We start from the raw sequence: 22,686 nt of genomic DNA, 5'->3' as shown, positions 1-22,686 counted from the left end.
CTCGGTGATCAGACGGCTGCCCGGAGGGTAGGGGCTGCTCAGGGCGGAGAGTGCAGGGCGATGAGGTCCGTGGTGGTCAGGTGGTTGTGGCCAAGCAGTCGCGCAGCCGGATCAGTCCGTCCCGCAGGCGGGTCTTGACCGTGCCCAGGGGCAGGGCGAGGACCTCGGCGACCTCGCGGTAGGTGAGACCCCGGTAGTAGGCCAGCGTCACCGCTTCGCGCTGCAGCGCCGTCAGCGCTCCGAGACAACGACGCACGCGCTGCTGTTCCAGGCGGGCTTCGACGTGTTCGGTCACGTGGTCGTACGCGGGTGTGCGGTCGAGCAGCGACGCCTTGTGTTCGCGTTCCCGCGCGGCCTCGACCGAGCGGACCCGGTCGACCGCGCGGCGGTGCGCCAAGGTCATCACCCAGGTCATGGCGCTGCCCTTGTCGGGCCGGAACCGTGCGGCGTTGCGCCACACCTCGACCAGGACCTCCTGCGCGACTTCCTCCGCCTGCGCCGGATCGCGCAGGACGCCCCGAACAAGGCCGAGCACCGGTCCGCCGACCTGGTCGTAGACGAGGCCGAAGTGCTCCTGGTCGCCCTGGGCCACCGCGGCGAGCGCCACGGCGAGGTCCACACGCCCGGTGGGGCGGGTGCCCGCGTCGCTGCCGTCTGCCGTCCTCACCGGACTCCCTCGCCCACGGGTCGCGGATCGCTCAACACTGGATACCGGGCTCGAGGTTGTCCCGCAGAACGTGCAGACCCCGGCGCACATGGCTCTTGACCGTGCCGAGCGGCAGGCCGGTCCGCTCGGCGATCTGCACCTGGGTGAGGTCCGAGTAGAAGGCCAGCCGCAGGACGTCCCGCTGTACGGCCGAAAGGCGGGCCAGCTCGCTCTGGATCACGATGCGGTCCACGGCCTGCTGCGCGAGCAGCCCGTCCGCGGAGGGGACGAACACCTGGGGCGCCCTATGGGCGGCCGCGTCGACCAGCTTGGCCCTGCGTGTCCGCGCCGCCAGCGCGTCGGCGATCTTGTGACGGGTGATGCCCAGGAGCCAGGAGCGCGCATTGCCGCGCTCGGGGCGGTAGCCGGAGCGGCCCCGCCACGCGGCGACGAACACCTGCTGCGTGACGTCCTGGGCCTCGAACTCGTCGCCGAGCGCGCGCCGCGCCGCCAGATGCACGAGCGAGGCCCACTCGTCGTACAGCTCCTCGAAGGCCACGGAGGACTCGGCCGTCGTGGTCATCTCGTACCTCCTTCGTCGGGTGCGACGGGGCTGCACCGTTTGCCTACGGGGAGGCTCGTCCGCGACGGAAGCAGTGCACAACATGAACCGTTTGTGCATCGTTTGGTGTAGCGGTAGCGGCGGCGAGCGGACGCAGTGGTCGGGCAGTGGCGCAGGTGTCTCCGTACGCAGGCGACGCAGGTGCCTCCGTATGCAGGCGAAACGCGGAAGTACGCATGCAGAGGTCTACGCAGTGGTGAGGAGCAGCGGATGACGAGTGAGGCGGACGACCAGGAGCGCGGGACACAGCCGGGGGACGCGTCCGCGCCGGGCGAGGCCGCTCTGACCACGGGCGCGCTGGCGCGCCGGCTCGGCGTCGCGCCCACCACCCTGCGCACCTGGGAACGCCGGTACGGCATCGGCCCCAGCAGCCGTGAGCAGGGCCGTCACCGGCGTTGGCGGCCTGCCGATGTCGCAAGGCTCGAGCAGATGTGCCGGCTCACCGCGCAGGGCATCGCTCCCGCGGAAGCCGCCCGGCTCGCCCTGGCGGGTGCGCCGGTGGCGCGGGAGGTGCCCGCCAAGGAACTCGGCGGCGGCGGTGCGGAGCCGGGCTCCACAGGCTCTGGCTCCCGTTCCGGCCCGCACACCGCTTCCGGCGCGGGCTCGGGTTCCGGCCCCGGTTCGGGTTTCAGCCCCGGCTCGGGGCTCGGCGACCTGGGTGAGCTGCCGCTCGGCCAGGTGTGGCCCGAGAGCCGCGGCCTCGGACGGGCGGCGCTGCGGCTGGACGCCGCCGCGGTGCAGGCCCGTTTGCGGTCGGCAGTCGACTCGTACGGCGTCGTCGTCGCCTGGGAGCAGATCATCGCGCCGACGCTGCACGCCGTCGGCCGCAAGTGGGCCACATCAGGCGAGTGCGTCGTGGACATCGAGCACATGCTGTCCTGGCATGTCTCGACGACGCTGCGGTCCGCCGTCCGGGCCCCGGAGCACGAGCCGTTGCTGCCCCCGGTGCTTCTCGCCTGTATGCCGGACGAGCAGCACTGCCTGGCGATCGAGGCGTTGTGGGCCGCGCTCGTCGAACGCGGCCTGCCCACCCGGATCTTCGGCGCCGCGGTCTCCGCGGAAGCCCTGGAGTCGGCGGTGCGCCGCATCGGCCCGTGCGCGGTGGTGCTGTGGTCGCAGACCCGGCGGACCGCCGACCTCTCCGTGGTCCGCTCGCTGCTTTCGCTGGAGTGGGGTGTGCGGGGCGCTCGCAGCCACCCGCTGGTGCTGCTCGCCGGTACGGGCTGGAGCAGTGCGGCGCACGAACAAGGTGCGAGCCGCCTGACGGGTCTCGCCTCCGGCCTCGCGGTCCTCGAATCGCTGTTCCGCGCCGTGCTGCAGTCGTCGACGGCGCCGCCGCGGAACCTGCCGGACGACAGCGGGTGAACCGGAAGCGGGCCGACGCACGCCGAGCACCGTGACGCACGCGAAGCAACGCATCGTGCGCCGGCCGCGCGTCACTCCCGCTGACGCGCGGCCGGCCGGCGGTTGAGGGGAGTGGGCAGGGTGCCCGACCGCCGCAGGGGATTCGGGAGTCGGCCCTCCGTCGGATGCACCCCTCGCGTCGCGGCCATCCGGTGCATGTGGGAGACGTCGATTGCATCGCTGGGACGTCGATTGCATCCGTGAGACGTCGGTGCAGCGAATCGAAGGGTGTCCGCATCCACTGCGCCCCCACCCGACGCAACCGGCCCTCCCGAAGGAACACCCCATGACCGTGTCGGTCGTCCTGTTCACCTCCGACCTGCGCCTGCACGACCACCCGCCCCTGCGGGCGGCTCTGGACGGGGCGGGTGAGGTGGTGCCGCTGTTCGTACGCGACCGTGCCGTCGACGCGGCCGGATTCGCCGCACCCAACCGGCTCGCGTTCCTCGCGGACTGCCTCGTCGACCTGGACGCCGGACTGCGCGAGCGCGGCGGGCGCCTGGTGCTGCGGTCCGGAGACCTCGCGGACGAGGTGGCCAAGGTGGTGTCCGAATGCGGCGCGGATGCGGTGCACATGGCGGCCGACCACAGTGCGCACGCCCGGCGCCGCGAGGACCGGCTGCGTTCCGTTCTGGAGTCGTCGGGGTGCCGTCTCGTGGTGCATGACGGTGTGGGCACCGTCGTGGCACCCGGCACGGTGACCCCGGCCTCGTCGGATCACTTCGCGGTCTTCACCCCGTATCACCGGCACTGGACGCAGCAGCCGATGCGCACCCCGCTCGCGGCCCCGCGCAAGGTCCCGGTGCCCGAAGGCGTCGGCTCGGAGCCCCTTCCCGTACGCGAGCACCTCCACGGTGTCTCACCGGGACTCGCGGCCGGCGGCGAGTGGCAGGCCCGTGAGCAGCTCACAGCCTGGCTGCGCGGCGGCCTCGCGGAGTACGAGGAAGGGCACGACGACCTCGGCGGCGACCGCACATCGCGGCTCTCGCCGCATCTGCACTTCGGCACGCTCTCGCCGGTCGAGTGCGTCCAGCGAGCGGTGCGCAAGGGCGGCGCGGGCGCCGAGGCCTTCGTACGGCAGCTGGCCTGGCGCGACTTCCACCGTCAGGTCCTGGCCGCACGCCCTGCGGCGGCCAGGGAGAACTACCGCACGCAGCACGACCGTTGGCGCACCCCCGCGACGGCGGCCGCGCGTGCGGACATCGAGGCGTGGAAGGAGGGCCGCACCGGCTACCCCGTGATCGACGCGGCCATGCGGCAGTTGCGGCACGAGGGCTGGATGCACAACCGTGGCCGGCTGCTCACCGCGAGTTTCCTGACCAAGACCCTGTACGTGGACTGGCGGATCGGCGCCGAGCACTTCCTGTCGCTGCTGGTCGACGGCGATGTGGCGAACAACCAGCTCAACTGGCAGTGGATGGCAGGCACCGGCACCGACACCCGCCCCAACCGGATTCTCAACCCGGTGACCCAGGCCAAGCGGTACGACCCGGACGGCGTCTACACGCGCCGCTGGGTGCCCGAACTGGCGGGTCTTGACGGCCCGTCGGTCCACGAACCCTGGAAGCTGCCCGGCCTCGAACGCGCCGCGGTCGGCGACTACCCGGATCCGATCGTGGAGTTGGCGGACGGCCTGGAGCGCTTCAAACGGGCCCGTGGGCGAGCCTGACTGTCAAGCGATCGGTGGCCGAGCCCGACCGTCGAGCGACCCGGTGGCCGAGCCCGACAAGCGGCTCGGCCACCGGCCCAGCATCAGCGATCTGCGTGCGCCAAGGACTCTTCCGTACGGCTGCCCGCCGCGGGCCGCTCACGGCTGAGCTTCCCCGGCCACCACGCGCGCGGCCCGATGTCGCGCACCAGCGCCGGCACGAGCAGCGACCGTACGACCAGGGTGTCGAGCAGCACGCCGAACGTGACGATGAAGGCGATCTGCACGAGGAACGACAGCGGGATCACGGCCAGCGCGGCGAACGTGGCGGCGAGCACGACACCCGCCGAGGAGATCACCCCGCCGGTCGCCGTCAGCCCGCGCAGCACGCCCTCGCGGGTGCCATGGCGCAGGGACTCCTCCCTGACCCGGGACATCAGGAAGATGTTGTAGTCCACGCCGAGCGCCACGAGGAAGACGAACCCGTACAGCGGCACCGACGGATCCGTGCCGCCGAAGCCGAGCAGCTGCTCGAAGACCAGGGCGGCGACGCCCAGCGTGGCAAGGAAGTTGAGCGCCACCGTCGCGACCAGGAGCAGCGGCATGGCCAGCGAGCGGAGCAGCCCGATCAGGATCACGAGGATGATCGCGAGGACCACCGGGACGATCACCATGCGGTCGTCCTGCGCGGTGCGCTGGGTGTCGTACTGCTGCGCGGTGTACCCGCCGACCAGCGCATCGGCCCCGGGTACCGCGTGCACCGCCGTGCGCAGACGCCCGACGGTGTCCTTGGCGCCGTCGCTGTCCGCGGCGTCGCGCAGGGTCGCGTCGATGCGTACGCGTCCGTCCACGACCAGCGGTTGACCGCCGCCGGGCCGGCCGGACGCGCTCACCGGGGCGGCCGACGACACACCTTCGGTGTCCTCGACGGCGGCCAGCACCGGGCCGAGCCGGTCGGCCTCGGCGATCACGACGGCCGGGTTGCCGGAGCCGCCGGGGAAGTGCCGGCCGAGGGTCTCCTGAGCGGCCACGGAGGGCGTGTCCTTGACGAACACCTCGTCCAGGGGGACGCCCTTGGAGGTGAGCATGGGCGCGAAGCCGGCGCAGACCAGAAGAGCGGCGAGCGTGAACGCCCAGACCTTGCGCGGCGCCCGGTCCACCAGCGCGGCGATCCTCGTCCACACCCCGTGACCCGCCGACTCCTGCGCCGACTTGGGCTTCGCCGGCCAGTACGCGGCACGGCCGAGCAGCACGAGAACGGCCGGCAGGAACGTGAGCGTGCTGAGCACGGCGCACACGATGCCGATGGCGCCGACGGGCCCGAGCGCGCGGTTGTTGGTGAGATCGCTCAGGAGCAGCGCGAGCAGACCGAGCGCCACCGTCGCCCCGCTTGCGACGATCGGCCCGAACGACCGCCGCAGCGCCGACCGCATCGCGTGGATACGGTCCTGGCTGACGGGCAGCTCCTCGCGGAAACGCGCGGTGAGCAGCAGCGCGTAGTCGGTCGCCGCGCCGATGACGAGGATCGACAGGATGCCCTGCACCTGCCCGTCCACCCGTACGACGTCGTGGTCGGCGAGCACGTAGACGATGGCGCAGGCGAGCCCCAGGGCGAAGACCGCGCCGAGGATGATGACGATCGGCAGCAGCAGACTGCGGTAGACGAGCAGCAGGATCAGCAGCACCGTGACCAGGGCGGCTGCGAGCAGCAGTCCGTCGATGCCGGCGAAGGCGTCGGACAGATCGGCCTGACTGGCCGCCGGACCCGCGATCTGTGCCTTGGTGCCTGGCACCTTGGACGCGGCGGCGTCCACCTGGGACAGGACCTCGGGCAGCTTCTCCCCGAGGTCGGGACGCAGTTGGACGATGCCCTGCAGCGCCTCGCCGTCCTCCGAGAGCAGCGCGGGGGAGGGGGTGTCGACCGTGCCTTGGGCGCCCTTGAGCGAGGCGAGCGCTTCGGTGGCGGCGGTGCGCTCCGCGTCCCCGAGCTTCTGCCCCTCTTTCTCACCGGTCCACACGACGATCGCGGGGAGCGTCTCCTCCTGGCGGAACTCCCGCTGGGCGTCGAGGACTTGGGTGGACTCGGCGTTCTGGGGCAGGAAGGCGGCCTGGTCGTTGGTGGCGACGTCCCCCAGCTTGCCTGCGTAGGGCCCGAGCGTGCCGCCGATGCCCAGCCAGGCGATCAGGAGGACGACGGGGACCAGCCACCGCGCGAGCCGTGCTCCGCTGAACATGAAGATCCTCTCGAAGCGAATATAGCTTGAAGATAAACAATCTCAATGATTGAAACATTCTCGCGCCGGGCCGTGTCGGGCAGGGGTACCTCGCGTGTCCCGTAGCGCGATGTCCCTGTATTCGGGCGGACCCGCCCGTCCGGATGCGGTGTGTCGCGCCGCGTTCCCACCCGCATCCGCGAACGCTGGAACTCCGGAAACAACTGCTGGAACACCACCACCGCTCGGAGGACCACGTGAGCACCGCGGACACCGCACCGGGCCTGCACTGTCTGGTCACCGGCGCCACCGGCTACATCGGCGGCCGCCTGGTGCCCGAACTGCTCGACGCCGGGCATCGGGTGCGCTGCCTCGCCCGCACCCCGCGCAAGCTGCGCGACCACCCCTGGGCCGGGCAGGTGGAGGTGGTACGCGGCGACGTGACCGACGCTTCGGACGTCGCCGAAGCGATGCGGGGCGTCGACACCGCGTACTACCTGGTGCACGCACTCGGCACCGGAACGGACTTCGAGGAGACCGACCGGACAGCCGCCCGCATCTTCGGCGAGCAGGCGCGAGCGGCCGGGGTGCGCCGCATCGTCTACCTCGGCGGGCTCGCCCCGGCCGGCGTGCCGGAGGCGGAGCTCTCGCCCCATCTGCGCTCCCGCACGGAAGTCGGCCGGATCCTGCTCGACTCCGGTGTGCCGACGGCGGTGCTGCGCGCCGCGGTGATCGTCGGCTCCGGATCCGCGTCCTTCGAGATGCTGCGCTATCTCACCGAACGCCTGCCCGCGATGATCACGCCGCGCTGGGTGCGCACGAGAATCCAGCCCATCGCCGTACGCGACGTCCTGCGCTACCTCGTCGGCTGCGCGGACCTGCCCGCCGAGGTGCACCGCACCTTCGACATCGGCGGGCCCGACGTCCTCACGTATCTCGACATGATGCGGCAGTACGCGCGGATCGCCGGCCTGCCGCCGCGTCTGATCGTGCCCGTGCCCGTCCTCACGCCACGGCTGTCCAGCCACTGGGTCGGGCTCGTCACGCCGGTCCCGCGCTCGATCGCGCGGCCGCTCACCGAGTCGCTGCGTCACGAAGTCGTCTGCGGCGAGCACGACATCGCCACGTACGTGCCCGATCCGCCGGGCCGGCCGCTGCCGTTCGCGGCCGCCGTCGAACTGGCCCTGCAGAAGATCCGCGATGCCCAGGTCGCCACCCGCTGGTCCTCCGCGTCGGTGCCGGGCGCTCCCAGCGATCCGCTGCCCACCGACCCCGACTGGGCGGGCGGCAGCCTGTACACCGACTGCCGCGAACGCTCGGTGGACGTCGGGCCGCAGGCGCTGTGGCGGGTGATCGAGGGGATCGGCGGCGACAACGGCTGGTACTCGTTCCCGCTCGCCTGGGCGGCACGCGGCTGGCTCGACCGCCTCGTCGGCGGCGTCGGGCTGCGGCGCGGCCGGCGCGACGCGCACCATCTGCGCGTGGGCGACTCACTGGACTTCTGGCGGGTCGAGGAGATCGAAGCGGGCCGGCTGCTGCGGCTGCGCGCCGAGATGCGGCTGCCCGGTCTGGCCTGGCTGGAGATGTACGTGGAGCAGGACGGCCACGGCCGTACCCGCTACCGGCAGCGTGCGCTGTTCCATCCGCGGGGCCTGCTGGGGCACCTGTACTGGTGGAGCGTGGCGCCCTTCCACACCGTTGTGTTCGGAGGCATGGCCCGCAACATCACACGGGCCGCGGCGCAGGAGCCGTCGGGCACCAGGCCCCGGCAGGCTAAGCGCCGGTGAGGCGAGTGTGAGGCGGAGTGCTCTCGGGGGCCGCCTCGCGCACCACCGCGAGCTCGTCGTTGAGCGTGGCGAGGAACCGTACGACCACGGCCAGTTGATCGTCCGTGAACTGACTGCGTGCCTCGCTCGCGGCCGTGGCCAGCGGGCGGAAGAAGGCACGGGCGGTGCGCCGCGCGTCGTGCACGTAGTGCAGGTGCACCACGCGGCGGTCGACGGTGTCCCGGGAGCGCCGGATGTGCCCGGCTCGTTCGAGGCGGTCGAGGCAGGCCGTGACGGCGCCCGAGGTGAGTCCGAGGTGCGCCCGCAGGCGGCCGGGGGTGAGGGGTTCCTCCGCGTCCAGGATCGCGGCGAGCGCCTGCACATCGGTCGCGTGCAGACCCTGCTGGGCGGCGAAGCCGTGCACGACCCGGTTGATCTCACCGTTCATCCGACGCAGCTGCACCGCCAACGCCTGCAGCTCCGCATCCGCCGCGGCCGGCGCCCGACGGCCGCCTGCTCCTGAATCTCCCGCACTCACCACCCGGCCACCCTATCGGAGCCTTCTCCCTATTCACGCGGCCCCCACAAGCGAGGAATTCTCACCTGCGTCCTATCCCCTCTAAGGAGAGCGGTACGCGGCGGTGGAATGCACCACGTCTCCGACGGGCTGATACAACCTCGCCTCTTGTTTGTTGAGGGGATCGAGGGGATTGGGCGCAGTGAACGGTGACGGAAGAACGAACTCCGCCCACAGCAGACGGCCGGCGATGAAATAGCTTTCGAGTGAATCGCCTTCGACGAGAAAGACCCATTTCATTCCGATCGGGCCGATGCGTGACTCCAGCGTGGCTCGCTCCGCCGGGCTCGCCGTCCGCAGATGAAATTTGCCGATGTCCTTCCAGCAGGAAATTCGCTGTAGGCCTACGAAACGCAGATCGAGGACGGTGCCTTCGCCGCTCTCCGCGACGGAATCATCAAAGGCCGGAAACCCTCGGCCGGCTACGTCCCTCGCGCACTGAACGGTTGTCCGGCACACTGTGCCGGTGGAATACGTCGGCCGGGCTCCCTGTCCGCCCCTCGATCGTTTCGTCGACGACATCTACTGCCTCACCGGGGTGCCGCGCCACCGCCGGATGAACACCCCCCCGATGCCGTCGGCACACCTGTTCCTCAACCTGGGCGGGCCCGTCCGCCTGTGGGACTCCGACCCTGCCGTGCCGCCGGCCGTGCTGGCCGATGGGTGGTTCATGGGCGTATGGGCCAGGCGTTTCCTCGTCGAATACCCCGCACGGGTGCGGCTCGTCGGGGTGCACTTCAAGCCGTGGGGGATGTCGCCGTTCCTCGACATGCCGGTGAGTGAGCTGCGGGACCGATGGGTGCCGGTCGACGCCGTCTGGCAACGGTCGCTGGACCGGCTTCGCAACCAGGTCGCCGACAGCACCTCGGCGACCGAGACACTGCGAGTGCTGGAAGCGGAGCTGCTGTCGCGGCTTACCGAGGACCCCTCGCGCGGTCTCGATCTGGTCCTGCACACAGGCAGGCGTTTGGAGGCGTCCGACGGAACGATCCCGATCGGTGCGCTGACCGCGGACGCCCGGGTGAGCGGCAACCACCTGGCCGCGCAGTTCAAGGCTCATGTCGGAGTCACCCCGAAGCGGGTGGCGCGGATCTATCGCTTCGCGCGGCTGATCCTGTCCGTGGACCCTCTGCGTCCGGTCGACTGGTCGGAACTCGCGCACGCGGCAGGCTACTTCGACCGGGCTCATTTCAGCAGGGAGTTCAAAGACTTCACCGGCCACACCCCGACCCAGTACCTGGCCCTGCGGCGCCGGTTCCCCGCCGAACAAGGATTTCCGCCGGACGCAGGACCGATGCCCGCTGATTGATTTCTTACATGCCCGGTCGCCTCCCGGGGCGACATGATCGGGGTGCGCACGCAGGGAGAGCCAAGGAGGACCCGTGGGCACAGTAATCATGCACAACGTGGTGTCGGTGGACGGCTTCATCGCCGACGCCGACGACGACGTCGGACCACTCCACGAGTGGTATTTCAGCGGCAACACCCCGATCGCCCAAGGCGGCGACCAGAAGTACGACCATTCCAGCGTCGGAAGCGGCTTCCAGGTCTCACGTGCATCGGCGGAGTACGTCCGGCCGATGTGGGAGTCGATTGGCACGATCGTGATGGGCCGCCACTTCTTCGACCTGATGAACGGCTGGGAAGGCAACCAGCCCGCCGGCGACCACGTGGTCGTCGTGTCCCATCGGCCCAAGCCCGAGGGCTGGCACCCCGAGGCGTCGTTCCACTTCGTCGACGGCGTGACGGCTGCGATCGACAAGGCTCAGGAGCTCGCCGGCGAACGCGTCGTCGCTGTGAGCGCCGGCGAGGTGGGCGGTCAGATCCTCGCGGCCGGCTCGTGGACGAGGTGGCCATGGACGTGGTGCCGGTGGTGTTCGGGTCGGGCAAACGCTACTTCGGCAGCATCGACGGCCAGCAGCTGCTGGAGGACCCCCACGTGGTCATCCAGGGCGACCGGGTACTGCACCTCAGGTTCAAGGTGCGCCGCTAGAGATCTTTACCGGTTGAGGCCAGGGCAGTTGGCAGTCGAGCCCGGTCTTGGTGATGAGGACCGCGATGAGGTGAGGACGGTGCTGCATCCGTTTCGGTCGCGCCTTCACCAGCGCGGTGAGCTGGTCGAGGCAGCCGGTCGGGACGGTCCGGGGCGGGCGGCCCCCCAAGGTAGCCGCCCGTCCCGGTGTGCACCTCAGCTTTGCCGCAGGGCAGGCATCGGCACAGGTACGGAATAGGCCGTGGTTCCCGCGCCCACGCCGCCCTCACAGGTGTTCGGCGGCTGGGTTCCGATGCCGCGGGTGGAGGGCTTCTCGGCAGCCCAGAACATGTAGCCGAGCATGCCGGGCGTCGAGCCCGCCCCGTTGGGCGCCACGTTCTGCACGAAGTTCCCGGTCGCGTTCTGCAGCGAACTCGCGAAGTTCGTGCACTCGGCCAGCGGTGAACGCCCGTACGCGATGTAGAGGCTGCCCGTGAACTTGGCGGGCGCGAGCGGCGGGACCGGAGGGGCGAACTGGGGCTTGCCGTCCACGTGCTCCTGCCAGTTCGCGGTCGCCGCGCTCACCGAGGGCTGGCGCGCCGGCACCATCGCGTTCGCGTAGTCGAGCACCGGCGCGTCCGTCCGCAGCCAGTCCGCAGTCGCCTTGCGGTTGATGTCGATCAGCCAGCGGTCGCCGGCCGCGACATCGATGGTGAGCCGCGCCGCGGGATTGCCGCCGCTCGCGTCGTACGGGTGCACCGCGCGGTAGGCGTCGATGAACGCCTGCAGCCCGGCGAGGTTCGGGTCGGTGTTCTGCTCGTAGTCGATCTCGATGCCGACGCCGAGCCGGGAAGCCAACGCGGCGGCGTTGCGTCCGAGTTGCGCGGGGTTCTCCGCCAGTGCGGCATCCCATTCGTCGGCGTAGGTGAGTCCGCCGATGGACAGCATCACGCGCACCCCGCGCGAGGTGAAGTACTGCACGATCTCGGGCGTCATGCCCTTGGGTGCGCCGTCCACCGTCGTGGCGTCGTCCGTGAGATGGAGCAGCTTCTGCGGCTCAACGAAGCTGAGCACGACGAGGTTCACCGAGGGGCGTCCGTCCCCGCGGTCGATCAGCCAGTGGTTCATGGAGTCGAACTCGGCGACGGAGCGCACCCGGCCCCAGGTGCAGAAGTCGTCGCCGCAGTGCCAGGCCCCGTAGATCTGCGGCGGGGTGCCGGCCGCGGCGGAACTCGAGGGCGCGGTCGGCAGCAGGAGCGCAACGAGCAGGCCGAGGACGGCGAGAAATCTGTGCCGTACGAGAAGAGGGCGGCGCATACGGACCTCCGGGGGAGAGGGAGCGGCCAGACGGCGCGGGCAGCATGGCAGGTCCAGACCAAGCCCGGCAAGATGGCGTGCGCTCCCTGCTCCCCCTTCCTGTTCGTCGTCCGCGGTCCCGTGATTCCCATCGCTCCGCGGACGCGTAACTCCGCCTCAGGTCACTTCAGTTCGCGCGAGTCCAGCTGATCGCAGTTGGTGAAGGACGGCTGCCGCGTGCACAGGGCCGTGAGCTGCTCGTTCAGCTTGGCGACCTCGGGGCGCTCGTTGTTGCGCATGGCCTCCTCGTACGACTCGAACTCGATGATCGCGAGGTGACGTCCCGGCTGCTCCCGGTCGGCCAGAAGGATGCGGTGCGTGGGGCCGCCGGATGTGCCCTGCATCTGCTCGCCGAAGCGGTCGAGCAGCTGCTGCATCTCGTCGATCCGCTGTGACTCGAAGTCGATGATCTGGACGAACTTCTGGCTCATGGGGACCTCCCCCTCGTGCTGTCGCGCCCCGTGGCCGGAACGCGCTCAGCACACAAGCAAGCACCGGCAGGTGCGCGCGGCAACCGGCCGCGCACCCCTGCCGGTGCTGGTTATTTCTACGCCTGGCGGCGGCGTGCGCCGACACCGTACGCCGGATGCTCACCGGCCCGTTGGAGTCCGCGCCCCGCGTACCTCTATTCGCGCCCCCGGAGCGGCACTTCGCGGATCACCCAGGCCGCGGCGAACGCCACCGCGCACAGCGCGGCCGTGCCGACGGCGATCCCCTGGATCCCGTCCACGACCCCCGCGCGGAACGCCGCCTGGATTCCGTCCGGCAGGCGGCGCAGCGCCTCCGGGGTGAGCTCGGCCCCGACCGTCCCGGCGCCCGAGTCCGCGAGCCGGCTCGCGAACACCGACCCGAGCACCGCGACGCCGAGCGATCCCCCCACCGTTCGCAGCAGCGTCTGCGTGCCGGTGGCCGCCCCCATGTCCCGGGGCTCCGCGCTGTTCATGGTGATCAGCATCGACGGCTGCATGAGGCACCCGATTCCCACCCCGAGCACCAATGTCACCGCGGACGCCACCCACACGGGCGTGTCCACGCCGAGGACCAGCAGCGCCAGCGCACCCACTGTGGCGACCGCGCCCCCGGCGAGGGGATAGACCCGGTAACCGCCGCCGTCCGCGATCCGCCGCCCGATGGCCAGCTGGGTCCCGATCATGCCCAGCATCAGTGGAATCAGCAGCAGGCCGCTCACCGTCGACGACGTGCCCTGCACGAACTGCATGTAGTGCGGCAGGTAGCTGGCCCCCGCCATCATCGCCGCCCCCGTGACGAAGCTGAGGACCTGCGCCACCGTGAAGTTCCGGTCCGCGAAGAGGCGGGGAGGGATCACCGGCTCCGGCGCCCTGAGTTCGACCCGTACGAAGACGGCGAGTGCTCCGGCCGCCACCGCCGCGATGCCGATGGTCTGCGGAGAGGTCCAGGCATAGCGCGCGCCGCCCCAACTGCCGAGCAGGGTCAGGGCGAGGACCGCTGTGGTGAGCAGTGCTACGCCCGCCAGGTCGAGCCGGGCCTTGACCCGCCGCCGAGGCAGCCGTACGCGGGTCCCGATGATCGCCAGGGCCACCGCGCCGACCGGGATGTTGACGTAGAACACCCAGCGCCAGTCCAGCTGGTCGGTGAGGAAGCCGCCGAGCAGCGGACCGCCGAGCAGCGCGACGGGCATCATGATGCCGATCAGTGCCTGGGAGCGCCCCGCTTCGGCAGGGGTGAGCAGGGTGCCGATCAGCGACAGTGCGCCTACGAAGAGTCCTCCTGCGCCGATGCCCTGCAGGGCCCGGAAGGCGATCAACTGCCCCATGTCCTGGGCGAGTCCGCACAGCACGGACCCGGCGAGGAAGAGCATGATCGAGGAGAGATAGCTGCTTTTGCGGCCGTAGAGGTCGCCGAGCTTTCCCCAGATCGGCGTGGACACGGCCGTGGTGAGCAGATAGGCGGTGATGACCCAGGAGAGCCGGTCGAGACCGCCCAGGTCACCGGCGATCGACGGCAGCGCGGTGCCGACGATGGTGCCGTCGAGTGTGGCGAGGATGATGCCGAGCAGCAGCCCGAGGATGACGAGCCGAGAGGGCGGAGCCTCCCCGTTCGGTGCGGCGTCTTCGGTCACCGATGGAGTCACTTCCGTACGCGTATCCATGGGATTCCCCTCCTTGGATGACGGTGGATCATGCGGCGTACGGACGAACGGACCTGGCGTCCCGCAGGGCGTGCGCCCACCAGGACAGTTGGTCGAGCAGGGCTTTCGCGGCGACGTCGGCGGCCGGCTCGGTGCTGTTCCCGTCCTCGTCGAAGTCGCCCCACGCGTTGTGGAAGCTCACCGTGTTGCGGATGGTCGTGGCGTTCAACTCGGCCATCACGACGCGCAGTTGCTCGACCGCGCGCAGACCGCCCGACAGGCCGCCGTACGAGACGAAGGCGACGGGCTTGCCGTGCCACTGCTCGTTGTGCCAGTCGATCGCGTTCTTCAAGGAGGCCGGGAAGCTGTGGTTGTACTCGGGCGTGACGAACACGAACGCGTCGGCGGCCGCCAGGCGGGGTGAGACCGCGGCCAGCAATTCGAGGGTGGAGGGCGATGGTTCCTGTCCGAAGGCGGGCAGGGTGTGCGGCAGCGGCGTCTCGGTGAGGTCGATGACATCCGTGCGCATGTCGTCGCGGCGGCCGAGCTGCCCGCTGAGCCACCTCGTCACGATGGGCGCGAAACGACCCTCGCGGGTGGAGCCGACGAGGACGGCGACGCGAAGCGGCTCGGCGGTGCGGGCCGTGGTGCTGGACATGGTGGTACCCCCTGGCGATCTGCGAACGGCGCGGCATGTGTACGGCGTATCTTGCGGTGTACAACGTACACAAGCGATGTGTACGGCGTCCACTGAGGGATACGCTGTACGCGACGTCGAGATGGAGGAGCGGTCAGTGGCAGAGTGGAAGAAGGACGAGAGCCGGATCGTGGAGCCTTCGCTCTGGGAGCGCCTGGAGCGCACGGCTCCCGCTCCCCGTACGGCCCTGACGCTCGAACGGATCGCCGCCGCGGCGGTCGAGCTCGCCGACCGGGAAGGCGCCGACGCCGTCACCATGCGCCGTCTCGCGACCGAACTGGGCGTCGCCCCCATGGCCGCCTACCGGCACGTGTCCGGCAAGGACGATCTGTGGGCGCTGATGATCGACCGGGTCTCGGCTGAGCTCGCCGTGCCCGACGAGATCACCGGCTGGCGCGAGGTGCTGCGCTCCTTCGCCGTGCAGACCCGGGAGTTGATGCTGCGGCATCCCTGGATGGGCCGGGTTCCGGCGGGGGCCGTTCAGCTGACGCCTACCCGGATGGCAGTGGCCGAGCGGCAGTTGGCCGCACTGGTCGACCTCGGCCTCGACGCCGACGCGATGATGGCCGCGTTCCGTGCCGTCACCTCGTACGTGCAGGGCGCGGTGCAGTCGGAGATCGCCCTGCGTGAGTTCAAGGAACAGCACGGGTGGGGGAGCGGAGCCGAGGCCCGCCAGGCGCTGGCCCCGCAAATGAACTACCTGATGGAGTCCGGGCGTTACCCCGTCTACCGCACGTACTCTCTGGCCGCCTCCCGCAAGGACGACCCCGGGTGGGAGTTCGAGTTCGGCGTGGATTGCGTATTGGACGGCATCGCGCGGCGCCTCGGTATTTGACCGCGTCCCCCGGGCAGGCGCACCAGGAAGCCCCGGCCTCCTCGCGTACGAAGAGGCCGGGGCTGCGGTCTCGCGTCCCTAGCCGGCGGGGGAGAGTGGGCGGACCGTCGCCCGCCGGTCGTCGGCGTCGAGGACCAGGGTGTTCGGCCACTGCTCCCAGCGCATGCCGAGCGCGGCATGCTGCGGGTCGCCGGTGCGGACGAAGGCCCGCACGCTGTCCGTCATCAGGTCCGACAGCTGGAGCCTGCCGGGTGCGTTGCGCCGGCTGAACGCGAAGGTGAACAGGCCCTCGTCGAAGGTGCGGAACAGGAACGGCAGGTCCATCGCGTGCGCGGCACCGTAGACGGTGTCGAACGGCGCCGGTTCCTGGTTCCAGTCGAACCGGTAGTGGTACACGCGGGTGTTCCCGGCCTTGCGCACCGAGTCCAGGGAGTCGAGCGCGATCCCCGTGAAGATGGCGTCGGTCAGCTGTCCGGCCGCCTCGTTCCAGCCGCCCGGACCGTCGACCGGCAGATAGCGGTCGGTGAGGAAGTCGCTCTCCTCGTACGGGGAAGGCTGGTCCGGATCGAAGAAGTACTGCCGCGTGAAGCGCTCGTAGTCGGTGGGCCGGTAGGCGCCGATGAGCGAGCCGAAGAGCTTGCCCTCCTCGCGGGTGTTGCCCGCGAGGACGGGGATGTCGCGGAACCGGCCCGCCTCGATCGCGGCGTGGTAGTCCGTGGGCAGGACGGTGCCGTCGGCGATCACCGCGGGCGGGTCGCCCACCGCGGCGCCGCGGCGTATCTGCGCCCGTACGAGCTCCTCCGCCGGCAGCTCCCGCAGCCGGCGCACCGCCTCCTGCGGGTCGGTGCCGGCGCCGACCGCCTCGTCGCGGAACGCCTCGGCGTACGTGCGGGCCTTCTGCGGTGTCGAGAAGAGCAGACCGCCGCTGAGCGGAATCACCTTGTGCATCAGGTCCTTGCTCAGCGGCGAGACCATCAGCGCCCAGACGTCGACGGCGCCGGCCGACTCGCCCATCACCGTCACGTTCGACGCGTCACCGCCGAAGGCCGCCGCGTTGCGCTGCACGAACCTCAGCGCCTCGACCTGGTCCAGCGTCCCGAAGTTGCCCGAATCCCCGTGCGGATCCCCCGACTTGAGCGCGGGCAGGTCCAGCCAGCCGAAGACCCCGAGGCGGTAGTTGACCGTGACGACGACCGCGTCCGCCTTGCGGGCGAGTGCACGCCCGTCGTACATCGGGTCCGCCGAGTAGCCGACCACATTGCTGCCGCCGTGCACGAACACGATGACCGGCAGGTCCCGTTTCTCGGTCGCGGGACGGAACACGTTGAGGGTGAGGCAGTCCTCGGAGCCGACGGGTTTGCCGAGGCCGTCGCGGATGTCGAGTCCGTAGTGCGGACCGCTCGGCGCCGGGCTGAAGAGCCGGCCCTGCTGAATACAGCCGTTGCCGTACGCGGTGGTCTCGCGCACCCCGTGCCACGGCCGGTGGGTGACCGGCGCGCGCCAGCGCAACGGGCCCACGGGCGGCTCGGCGTAGGGGATGCCCAGCCACGAGTACGTGCCCGTCGTGCGGCTCTGGTCGAGTCCGCGGACCGTGCCGAGATCGGTGTGCCGTACGACGGACGTGCTGCGCGTCGTGTCCGCGGACGCGGCGCTCATCGTGGTGGCCGCGAGGACCATGCCGAGCAGTGCCGCGCCCACGCGCCGGATCGCTCTCATCGGGCCTCCTCCACCTGGACGCCGGGCCGGGGCTCGGCGGCTGCCGTCTTGCGGTCCTCGGCGCGCACCGTGTGCCGCAGCAGCGGGAGCAGCAGCACGCCGAGCACCGCGGCGCCGAGCAGCACCGCATGCCCGCCCGTCTCGCTGCCGCGGCCTTCCGCGAAGCCGTACAGATAGGGGCCGGTGAATCCGCCGAGGAGTCCTACGGTGTTGATGAACGCGAGGCCCGCGGCGGCCATGAGCCCGGACATCCGTGCCATCGCGACCGACCAGTAGAGCGGGAGCACCCCGATCAGGAGCATCATCGCGAGGTCGATCAGCAGGATGCGGGCCAGAGCGCCGTCCACCTGGGTGTAGACCGCGGCCACCACCACCGTGGCGGCCGTGACGCCGGTGAGGACATGGAGCTCGCCCGAGGCGCGGCGGTGGAGCCAGGGGATGACGAGGACGCCGACCAGGGCGCCGATGCCCACGCTGCCGCTCACCAGGCCGATGGTGAACGACCCTTCGACACCGAGCCTTTCGACGATCGACGGGAAGTTGTACTGGATGGCGACGCTGTTGATCTGGTTGGCGAAGTAGATCACCGAGAGCGTGAGGATGAAGGGCCGGCCGAAGGCGATCTTCGCGTTGCCCTTCAGCTCGGTGTGCGCCGGCGCCGTCCGTACGACGGCCCGTTCGTTCAGGACCTCCGCCTCGCGCGCGGTGAGCCAGGGGGCGTCCGCGGGCTTGTCGGGTATCCAGCGCCATACGACGCCGCCGACCACGATGGTGATCGCGCCTTCGATCAGGAACATCCACTGCCAGCCGAACAGACCGGCGGTGCCCTGCAGTTCCATCAGCGCGCCGCCGAGCGGGCCGCCGAGAGCGAGGCCGGCGCAGACCGCGAGGTAGAGGATGCCGACCACGGACACGCGCTGCCGCTGCGAGAACCAGACGGTGACGATGTACATCAGCGCCGGGTAGAGCCCGGCCTCGGCCGCTCCGAGGAGGAAGCGGACGAGGTAGAAGGAGAGCTCGCCCTGCACGAACATCATGCAGGCGCACAGGGCGCCCCAGGTGATGGCGATCCGGGTGATCCAGCGCCGCGGTCCGATGCGGTGCATGATCAGGTTGCTGGGGACCTCCAGGAGCGCGTAGCTCAGGAAGAAGATGCCGGCTCCGGTGCCGTAGGCCGCGACGCTGATGCCCACGTCGGCCTCGAGGGAGGTCTTCGCCAGGCCGACATTGGTCCGGTCGACGAAGGCCATGAAGTAGACCAGGCACAGGATCGGCAGGAGATGGAATGCCGCCTTGCGGCTCGCGACCGCATGGACGCGGTCGGTGTCGTCGGTGACGCTCAAGTGGTCTCCCTCAGTCAGGCGGTGCACGGCTCTGTCCGCTGTGGTGGCCGTGACTGTAGGGAGCGGCGCAGGGCGTCATGAGGTCAGAAACTTCCCCAGTTGGAAGTGGCTCGGTGGTAAGAAACACCACCCTGTCGCGAGCCTGTCGTCAGGCGCGTACGGCTCGTCGCAGCCGCTCCAGGCGGATCGCCAGGCGCAGTTGCAGATCGTCGCTCGCCCGCCAGTCGTGGCCGAGGACGCCGCTGATCCGGTCGAGCCGTTTCAGGAGGGTGTTGAGGTGGACGCGGAGGGCGTCCGCGGTGCGGCGCAGGTTGCCGTCGTGGCCGAAGTAGGCGTCCAGCGTGGCGATCAGATCCGTCGACCGTCGGGCGTCGTAGTCGAGCAGCGGACCGATCGTGTCCGCGAGGAACCGGTCGAGCTCGTCGCGGCGGTCGACGTCGAAGGCGAGGGCGTACAGCGCGAAACGCTCCGTGGTGGCGCCGAGGTCACCGGCCCCGAGATGCCGGACGACGGCCATGCAGCCCGTGGCCCGCGAGAAGGCCCGCGCCCAGTCGTGGCCCGTCACGCTTTCGCAGAGGACCAGGGCGGGCCGCCCGAACTCCGAGCGGAGCCGCGCATGGACGGCGCGGGCGAAGGCCTCCGCGTCCTCGGCGGGCGCGATCAGTGCCGCCCGGCCGAGATGCTCACCCGCGAGACCCGCCTCCTGCCGGGCGATCACATGCAGACGGCGCACGACCTCGGCGGCGCTCGCCCCTTCGACTTCCGCGGTGAGCACCACGTCCAGGGCGTCGAGGTCGATGCCGCGGGAGCGGGCCCTCGTCCGCTGGGTCACGCTCGCGTCGGGCCCCGCGACGATCAGCTCCGTGAGGAGCTCACCGCTGAGCCGCTCGGCCGCGTCGGCGGCCGCGTTGTCCTTGAGGATCAGCAACCCGACGACGTGCGTGGCCAGTTCGAGGCTGCGCAGATCCATGGCCGAGGGCTCCTGGTAACGGCTCCACCCCACCGTGCCCAGAAGGCTCTCCCCGGCCCGGATGCTGGCCGCGCTGTGCCACCGGCCGTCCTTGTCGCGGCCGGTTTCTGCGCGCCCGGTGCCGCGTGCCCGCTCGATCAGTTCGGTGGGCATCGGGTGACCCGATTCCTCTCCCGCGCCGCCGCGGGCGAGGGGATCGCCGTCCCGGTCGAGGATGGTGATGACTCCGCCCATCTGGCCCGCGAGTTCACCGGCCACCACCTGGGGACCGCCGCCCGCCAGGACGACCCTGGTCAAGGTCTCGTGCACCGACTGCGCCCGCTCCATCACCGCCATCTGCTCCTCGATGGTGCGGTACGCCGACCGCAGCTCGGCGAGTGCGCCGCGGCTCTCCTCGTAAAGACGGGCGTTGTCCAGGGCGACCGCGGCATGGTCGGCGAACGCGCTGAGCAGCGCGATCTCGTCGGTACGGAACCGGCGTTCGCTGCGATGCGCCGCGAACAGCGCTCCGATCACCCGGCCCCGTACGAGGAGCGGTACCCCCAGCAGGGCGACCAGACCCTCGTTGCCGACGACGGCGTCGAACCCGGGATCGTGCCGCAGCTCCTTCGTCGCGAGATAGTCGCTGACCCAGTGCGCGGCGCGCGAGGCGATCACCTTGCCGCCGAGCCCGGTGCCCGGCGAGATGTGCGCCGAGCGGAACTCCGCGGAGATGGTTCCCTCGCTGGCCGTGATGCTCAGGACGCCGTCGTCGCCGAGCAGGGAGAGGTAGGTGAAGTCGGTGCCGATGAGGTCGTGGGCGTGCCGGACTATGGAGTCCAGTACGTCGTCGACGTCGCCCAGGGCGGTCAGGGACCGTGCTGTCGCGTACAGCGAGGCGAGCTCGCGTTCACGGCCGGGTCGGTCGGTCGTGTCCGCTCGCTCGTTCATGTCCGTACGCCGTTCGTCGAGGGGCGGGCGCCGGTGCCGGTCCGCGGCCGGTCGCCCAAGTGATCGCCCATGGTGCTGACCGGTGGACGTTTCGTCTACCCCTGGGGACCGACTTGTGGTCGATGCTCACCTCCCGGGCCGGTGATCGGTCCTCCTACGGTGAGCTCACCACGTGATCGGCGCCCTGACGGCCGCCTGCCACGAGGCACGGGCGCGTGGCGGATCCGCGTACGCCCGGATCCGTACGGGAGGAGAGCCACCCATGGACGGGCTCATGCAGCCGCGGCCCCTGACGATCGCGCACCTCTTCGAGCGCGCCGAGACGCTGTTCGCGCACAAACGCGTCATCGACGCCGACGGGAGCGAGCTCTCCTACGGTGCGTGGGCCCGGCGGGTACGCCAACTGGTCGGCGCGCTCGACGCGTTGGACGTGGCGCCCGGCGCTCGCGTGGCGACGCTGGCGGCCAACCACCGACGCCACCTGGAGGTCTACGCCGCGGCGCCGATCAGCAAGCGGGTGCTGCATACGCTCAACATCCGGCTCTCGGCCGACCACCTCGCGTACATCGTCGAGCACGCCGGCGACGAGGTCGTCTTCCTCGACCGGCGCCATCTGCCGTTGATCCGGCAGCTCGTCGACCGGCTGACGGGCGTACGGCACTGGGTCGTGTTCCCCGACGGCACCGACGCCGATCTGCCGCGGGACCCGCGCTTCCACGACTACGACGAGCTGGTGGCCCGATCCGAGCCGTACGAGGGCTCGTTGGAGGCGACGTTCGAGGCCGCGGAGGAGAATCTCGCGGCCGGCCTGTGCTACACCTCCGGCACCACCGGCCGCCCCAAGGGCGTGCTGTACAGCCACCGTTCGACGGTGCTGCACTGCCTCGGGACCATGGCGGCCGGACTGATCGGCGTCACCGAGCGGGACGTGGTCCTGCCGATCGTCCCGATGTTCCACGCGAATGCCTGGGGGCTGCCCTACGGCGCCCTGATGGCCGGCGCCGACCTCGTACTGCCCGGGCCGTCGGCCGACCGCACGCACCTGGCCGGCCTCATGGAGCGCCACCGGGTCACGCTCGCCGCCGCCGTCCCCACGGTCTGGACCGATCTGCTTCCCGCGCTCATGGGCCGCGACCTCAGCGCACTGCGGCTGCTCCTCGGCGGCGGATCGCGGATCACCACCGAGCTGTCCACCGCATACGAGCGGGCAGTCGGGATTCCGCTCACGCACTCCTGGGGGATGACGGAGGTCAGCCCGGTCGGCGCCATCGGGGGACTGCGCAGCCAGCACGACAGCCTCGGCGACGAGGCGCGGCACGCCGTCAGAGGAGCGCAGGGGCAGCCTGTGCCGCTGGTGAGCCTGCGGATCGTGGACGTCGATTCCGGCGCTCAACTCCCTTATGACGGCACGTCCGTGGGTGAACTGCAGGTCGCCGGGCCCTGGGTGGCGGGCGGCTACTTCGGCGGTGAGGGCGCGGACCACTTCACCGAGGACGGCTGGCTGCGCACCGGCGACCTGGCCACCCTCGACGAGCACGGCTATCTGCGGCTCGTCGACCGGATCAAGGACCTGATCAAGTCCGGCGGCGAATGGATCTCCTCGGTGGAACTCGAGGCCGCCATCGCCACGCATCCGCACATCGCACAGGTCGCCGTCGTCGCCCGGGACGATCCGCGCTGGGTCGAGCGCCCCGTGGCGTTCGTCGTGCTGCGCGAGGATGCGACCACGAGCGTGGAGCAACTGCGTGAACACGTCTCGCGGCAGGTCGCCTCATGGTGGCTGCCGGACGAGTTCGTCGTCCTCGACGCCATCCCCACCACGGGCACGGGCAAGCTCTCCAAGGAGGCGCTGCGCCAGTCCCTGCGCGGCCGCTGACCAGC

At 70.7% G+C, this 22,686-nt stretch carries 18 protein-coding genes and 1 pseudogene; 7 read left to right on the top strand and 12 right to left on the bottom strand.

The features are described 5' to 3' along the window. Positions 1–76: 76 nt before the first annotated feature. Together sigK and H9Y04_RS25200 are read right to left on the bottom strand one after the other, a co-directional pair. Positions 77–667: an ECF RNA polymerase sigma factor SigK gene (gene sigK, locus H9Y04_RS25205; RefSeq protein ID WP_438818143.1), complete on the bottom strand. Its 591-nt coding sequence runs from the start codon at positions 665–667 to the stop codon at positions 77–79. Between the two features lie 31 nt (positions 668–698). Then, positions 699–1,229 (bottom strand): RNA polymerase sigma factor, encoded by a 531-nt coding sequence (locus H9Y04_RS25200; RefSeq protein ID WP_187816290.1) that lies wholly within the window; start codon positions 1,227–1,229, stop codon positions 699–701. A gap of 249 nt (positions 1,230–1,478) precedes the next feature. Between H9Y04_RS25200 and H9Y04_RS25195 the strand changes: the two genes are divergently transcribed. Further along, entirely contained in the window at positions 1,479–2,633 is a 1,155-nt protein-coding gene (locus H9Y04_RS25195) for a MerR family transcriptional regulator (protein ID WP_187816289.1), read from the top strand. A 325-nt stretch (positions 2,634–2,958) separates the two neighbouring features. Continuing rightward, positions 2,959–4,341: a cryptochrome/photolyase family protein gene (locus tag H9Y04_RS25190; protein ID WP_187816288.1), complete on the top strand. Its 1,383-nt coding sequence runs from the start codon at positions 2,959–2,961 to the stop codon at positions 4,339–4,341. Positions 4,342–4,424: 83 nt separating this feature from the next. Here the strand turns inward: H9Y04_RS25190 and H9Y04_RS25185 are convergent, their stop codons facing one another. Further along, complete coding sequence (locus H9Y04_RS25185; protein WP_187816287.1) at positions 4,425–6,554, bottom strand: MMPL family transporter; 2,130 nt, start codon at positions 6,552–6,554, stop codon at positions 4,425–4,427. Between the two features lie 236 nt (positions 6,555–6,790). Between H9Y04_RS25185 and H9Y04_RS25180 the strand changes: the two genes are divergently transcribed. Then, positions 6,791–8,320 carry an SDR family oxidoreductase gene (locus H9Y04_RS25180; RefSeq protein WP_308801093.1) on the top strand — a complete coding sequence of 510 codons (1,530 nt, stop codon included), beginning with the start codon at positions 6,791–6,793 and terminating at the stop codon, positions 8,318–8,320. Here H9Y04_RS25180 and H9Y04_RS25175 read toward each other — a convergent pair. Further along, positions 8,307–8,837, bottom strand: a complete 531-nt coding sequence (locus tag H9Y04_RS25175) for a MarR family winged helix-turn-helix transcriptional regulator (RefSeq protein WP_308801092.1) — start codon at positions 8,835–8,837, stop codon at positions 8,307–8,309. The genes H9Y04_RS25180 and H9Y04_RS25175 overlap by 14 nt on opposite strands. Before the next feature lie 81 nt (positions 8,838–8,918). Continuing rightward, the gene (locus tag H9Y04_RS25170; protein WP_187816285.1) at positions 8,919–9,335 is read right to left on the bottom strand and encodes a hypothetical protein; all 417 of its coding nucleotides are present in this window, start codon (positions 9,333–9,335) and stop codon (positions 8,919–8,921) included. Between the two features lie 7 nt (positions 9,336–9,342). On the opposite strand from H9Y04_RS25170, the gene H9Y04_RS47970 reads away from it, so the two are divergent. After that, positions 9,343–10,185: a helix-turn-helix domain-containing protein gene (locus tag H9Y04_RS47970; protein ID WP_187816284.1), complete on the top strand. Its 843-nt coding sequence runs from the start codon at positions 9,343–9,345 to the stop codon at positions 10,183–10,185. Between the two features lie 73 nt (positions 10,186–10,258). After that, positions 10,259–10,869: pseudogene (locus H9Y04_RS25160) on the top strand (dihydrofolate reductase family protein). Positions 10,870–11,064: 195 nt separating this feature from the next. On the opposite strand, the gene H9Y04_RS25155 reads toward H9Y04_RS25160, so the two are convergent. From H9Y04_RS25155 to H9Y04_RS25140, 4 genes are all read right to left on the bottom strand, one after another. After that, on the bottom strand, positions 11,065–12,165 hold the full coding sequence (locus H9Y04_RS25155) for a glycoside hydrolase family 18 protein (RefSeq protein WP_214661587.1): 1,101 nt from the start codon (positions 12,163–12,165) through the stop codon (positions 11,065–11,067). A gap of 161 nt (positions 12,166–12,326) precedes the next feature. After that, positions 12,327–12,635: a hypothetical protein gene (locus H9Y04_RS25150; protein WP_187816283.1), complete on the bottom strand. Its 309-nt coding sequence runs from the start codon at positions 12,633–12,635 to the stop codon at positions 12,327–12,329. Positions 12,636–12,829: 194 nt separating this feature from the next. Continuing rightward, complete coding sequence (locus H9Y04_RS25145; RefSeq protein WP_187816282.1) at positions 12,830–14,335, bottom strand: MDR family MFS transporter; 1,506 nt, start codon at positions 14,333–14,335, stop codon at positions 12,830–12,832. A gap of 28 nt (positions 14,336–14,363) precedes the next feature. Then, positions 14,364–14,972, bottom strand: coding sequence for an NADPH-dependent FMN reductase (locus tag H9Y04_RS25140; protein ID WP_187816281.1), 609 nt, complete (start codon positions 14,970–14,972; stop codon positions 14,364–14,366). A 136-nt stretch (positions 14,973–15,108) separates the two neighbouring features. On the opposite strand from H9Y04_RS25140, the gene H9Y04_RS25135 reads away from it, so the two are divergent. Then, positions 15,109–15,846, top strand: a complete 738-nt coding sequence (locus H9Y04_RS25135) for a TetR/AcrR family transcriptional regulator (protein ID WP_308801091.1) — start codon at positions 15,109–15,111, stop codon at positions 15,844–15,846. A gap of 78 nt (positions 15,847–15,924) precedes the next feature. On the opposite strand, the gene H9Y04_RS25130 is transcribed toward H9Y04_RS25135, so the two are convergent. From H9Y04_RS25130 to H9Y04_RS25120, 3 genes are all read right to left on the bottom strand, one after another. Continuing rightward, the gene (locus H9Y04_RS25130) at positions 15,925–17,562 is read right to left on the bottom strand and encodes a carboxylesterase/lipase family protein (protein WP_187816279.1); all 1,638 of its coding nucleotides are present in this window, start codon (positions 17,560–17,562) and stop codon (positions 15,925–15,927) included. Continuing rightward, a complete protein-coding gene (locus tag H9Y04_RS25125) occupies positions 17,559–18,905 on the bottom strand; it encodes an MFS transporter (protein WP_187816278.1) in 1,347 nt (448 codons plus the stop codon). The genes H9Y04_RS25130 and H9Y04_RS25125 overlap by 4 nt, the downstream gene beginning before the upstream one ends. Positions 18,906–19,053: 148 nt before the next feature. Beyond that, positions 19,054–20,805, bottom strand: coding sequence for a helix-turn-helix domain-containing protein (locus H9Y04_RS25120; RefSeq protein WP_187816277.1), 1,752 nt, complete (start codon positions 20,803–20,805; stop codon positions 19,054–19,056). 262 nt (positions 20,806–21,067) lie between these two features. Between H9Y04_RS25120 and H9Y04_RS25115 the strand changes: the two genes are divergently transcribed. Continuing rightward, positions 21,068–22,681, top strand: coding sequence for a long-chain fatty acid--CoA ligase (locus tag H9Y04_RS25115; protein WP_187816276.1), 1,614 nt, complete (start codon positions 21,068–21,070; stop codon positions 22,679–22,681). Positions 22,682–22,686: the final 5 nt, after the last annotated feature.

This window comes from Streptomyces polyasparticus, from assembly GCF_014493765.1.
GTDB lineage: Bacteria > Actinomycetota > Actinomycetes > Streptomycetales > Streptomycetaceae > Streptomyces > Streptomyces polyasparticus.
This window is presented reverse-complemented; position numbering and strand designations above follow the sequence as displayed.

Bases quoted from the DNA above. Each gene is read 5' to 3' on its own strand.
- H9Y04_RS25200 (WP_187816290.1), bottom strand. From the start codon at position 1,229: ATGACCACGACGGCCGAGTCCTCCGTGGCCTTCGAGGAGCTGTACGAC.
- H9Y04_RS25195 (WP_187816289.1), top strand. From the start codon at position 1,479: ATGACGAGTGAGGCGGACGACCAGGAGCGCGGGACACAGCCGGGGGAC.
- H9Y04_RS25190 (WP_187816288.1), top strand. From the start codon at position 2,959: ATGACCGTGTCGGTCGTCCTGTTCACCTCCGACCTGCGCCTGCACGAC.
- H9Y04_RS25185 (WP_187816287.1), bottom strand. From the start codon at position 6,554: ATGTTCAGCGGAGCACGGCTCGCGCGGTGGCTGGTCCCCGTCGTCCTC.
- H9Y04_RS25155 (WP_214661587.1), bottom strand. From the start codon at position 12,165: ATGCGCCGCCCTCTTCTCGTACGGCACAGATTTCTCGCCGTCCTCGGC.
- H9Y04_RS25150 (WP_187816283.1), bottom strand. From the start codon at position 12,635: ATGAGCCAGAAGTTCGTCCAGATCATCGACTTCGAGTCACAGCGGATC.
- H9Y04_RS25145 (WP_187816282.1), bottom strand. From the start codon at position 14,335: ATGGATACGCGTACGGAAGTGACTCCATCGGTGACCGAAGACGCCGCA.
- H9Y04_RS25140 (WP_187816281.1), bottom strand. From the start codon at position 14,972: ATGTCCAGCACCACGGCCCGCACCGCCGAGCCGCTTCGCGTCGCCGTC.
- H9Y04_RS25130 (WP_187816279.1), bottom strand. From the start codon at position 17,562: ATGAGAGCGATCCGGCGCGTGGGCGCGGCACTGCTCGGCATGGTCCTC.
- H9Y04_RS25120 (WP_187816277.1), bottom strand. From the start codon at position 20,805: ATGAACGAGCGAGCGGACACGACCGACCGACCCGGCCGTGAACGCGAG.
- H9Y04_RS25115 (WP_187816276.1), top strand. From the start codon at position 21,068: ATGGACGGGCTCATGCAGCCGCGGCCCCTGACGATCGCGCACCTCTTC.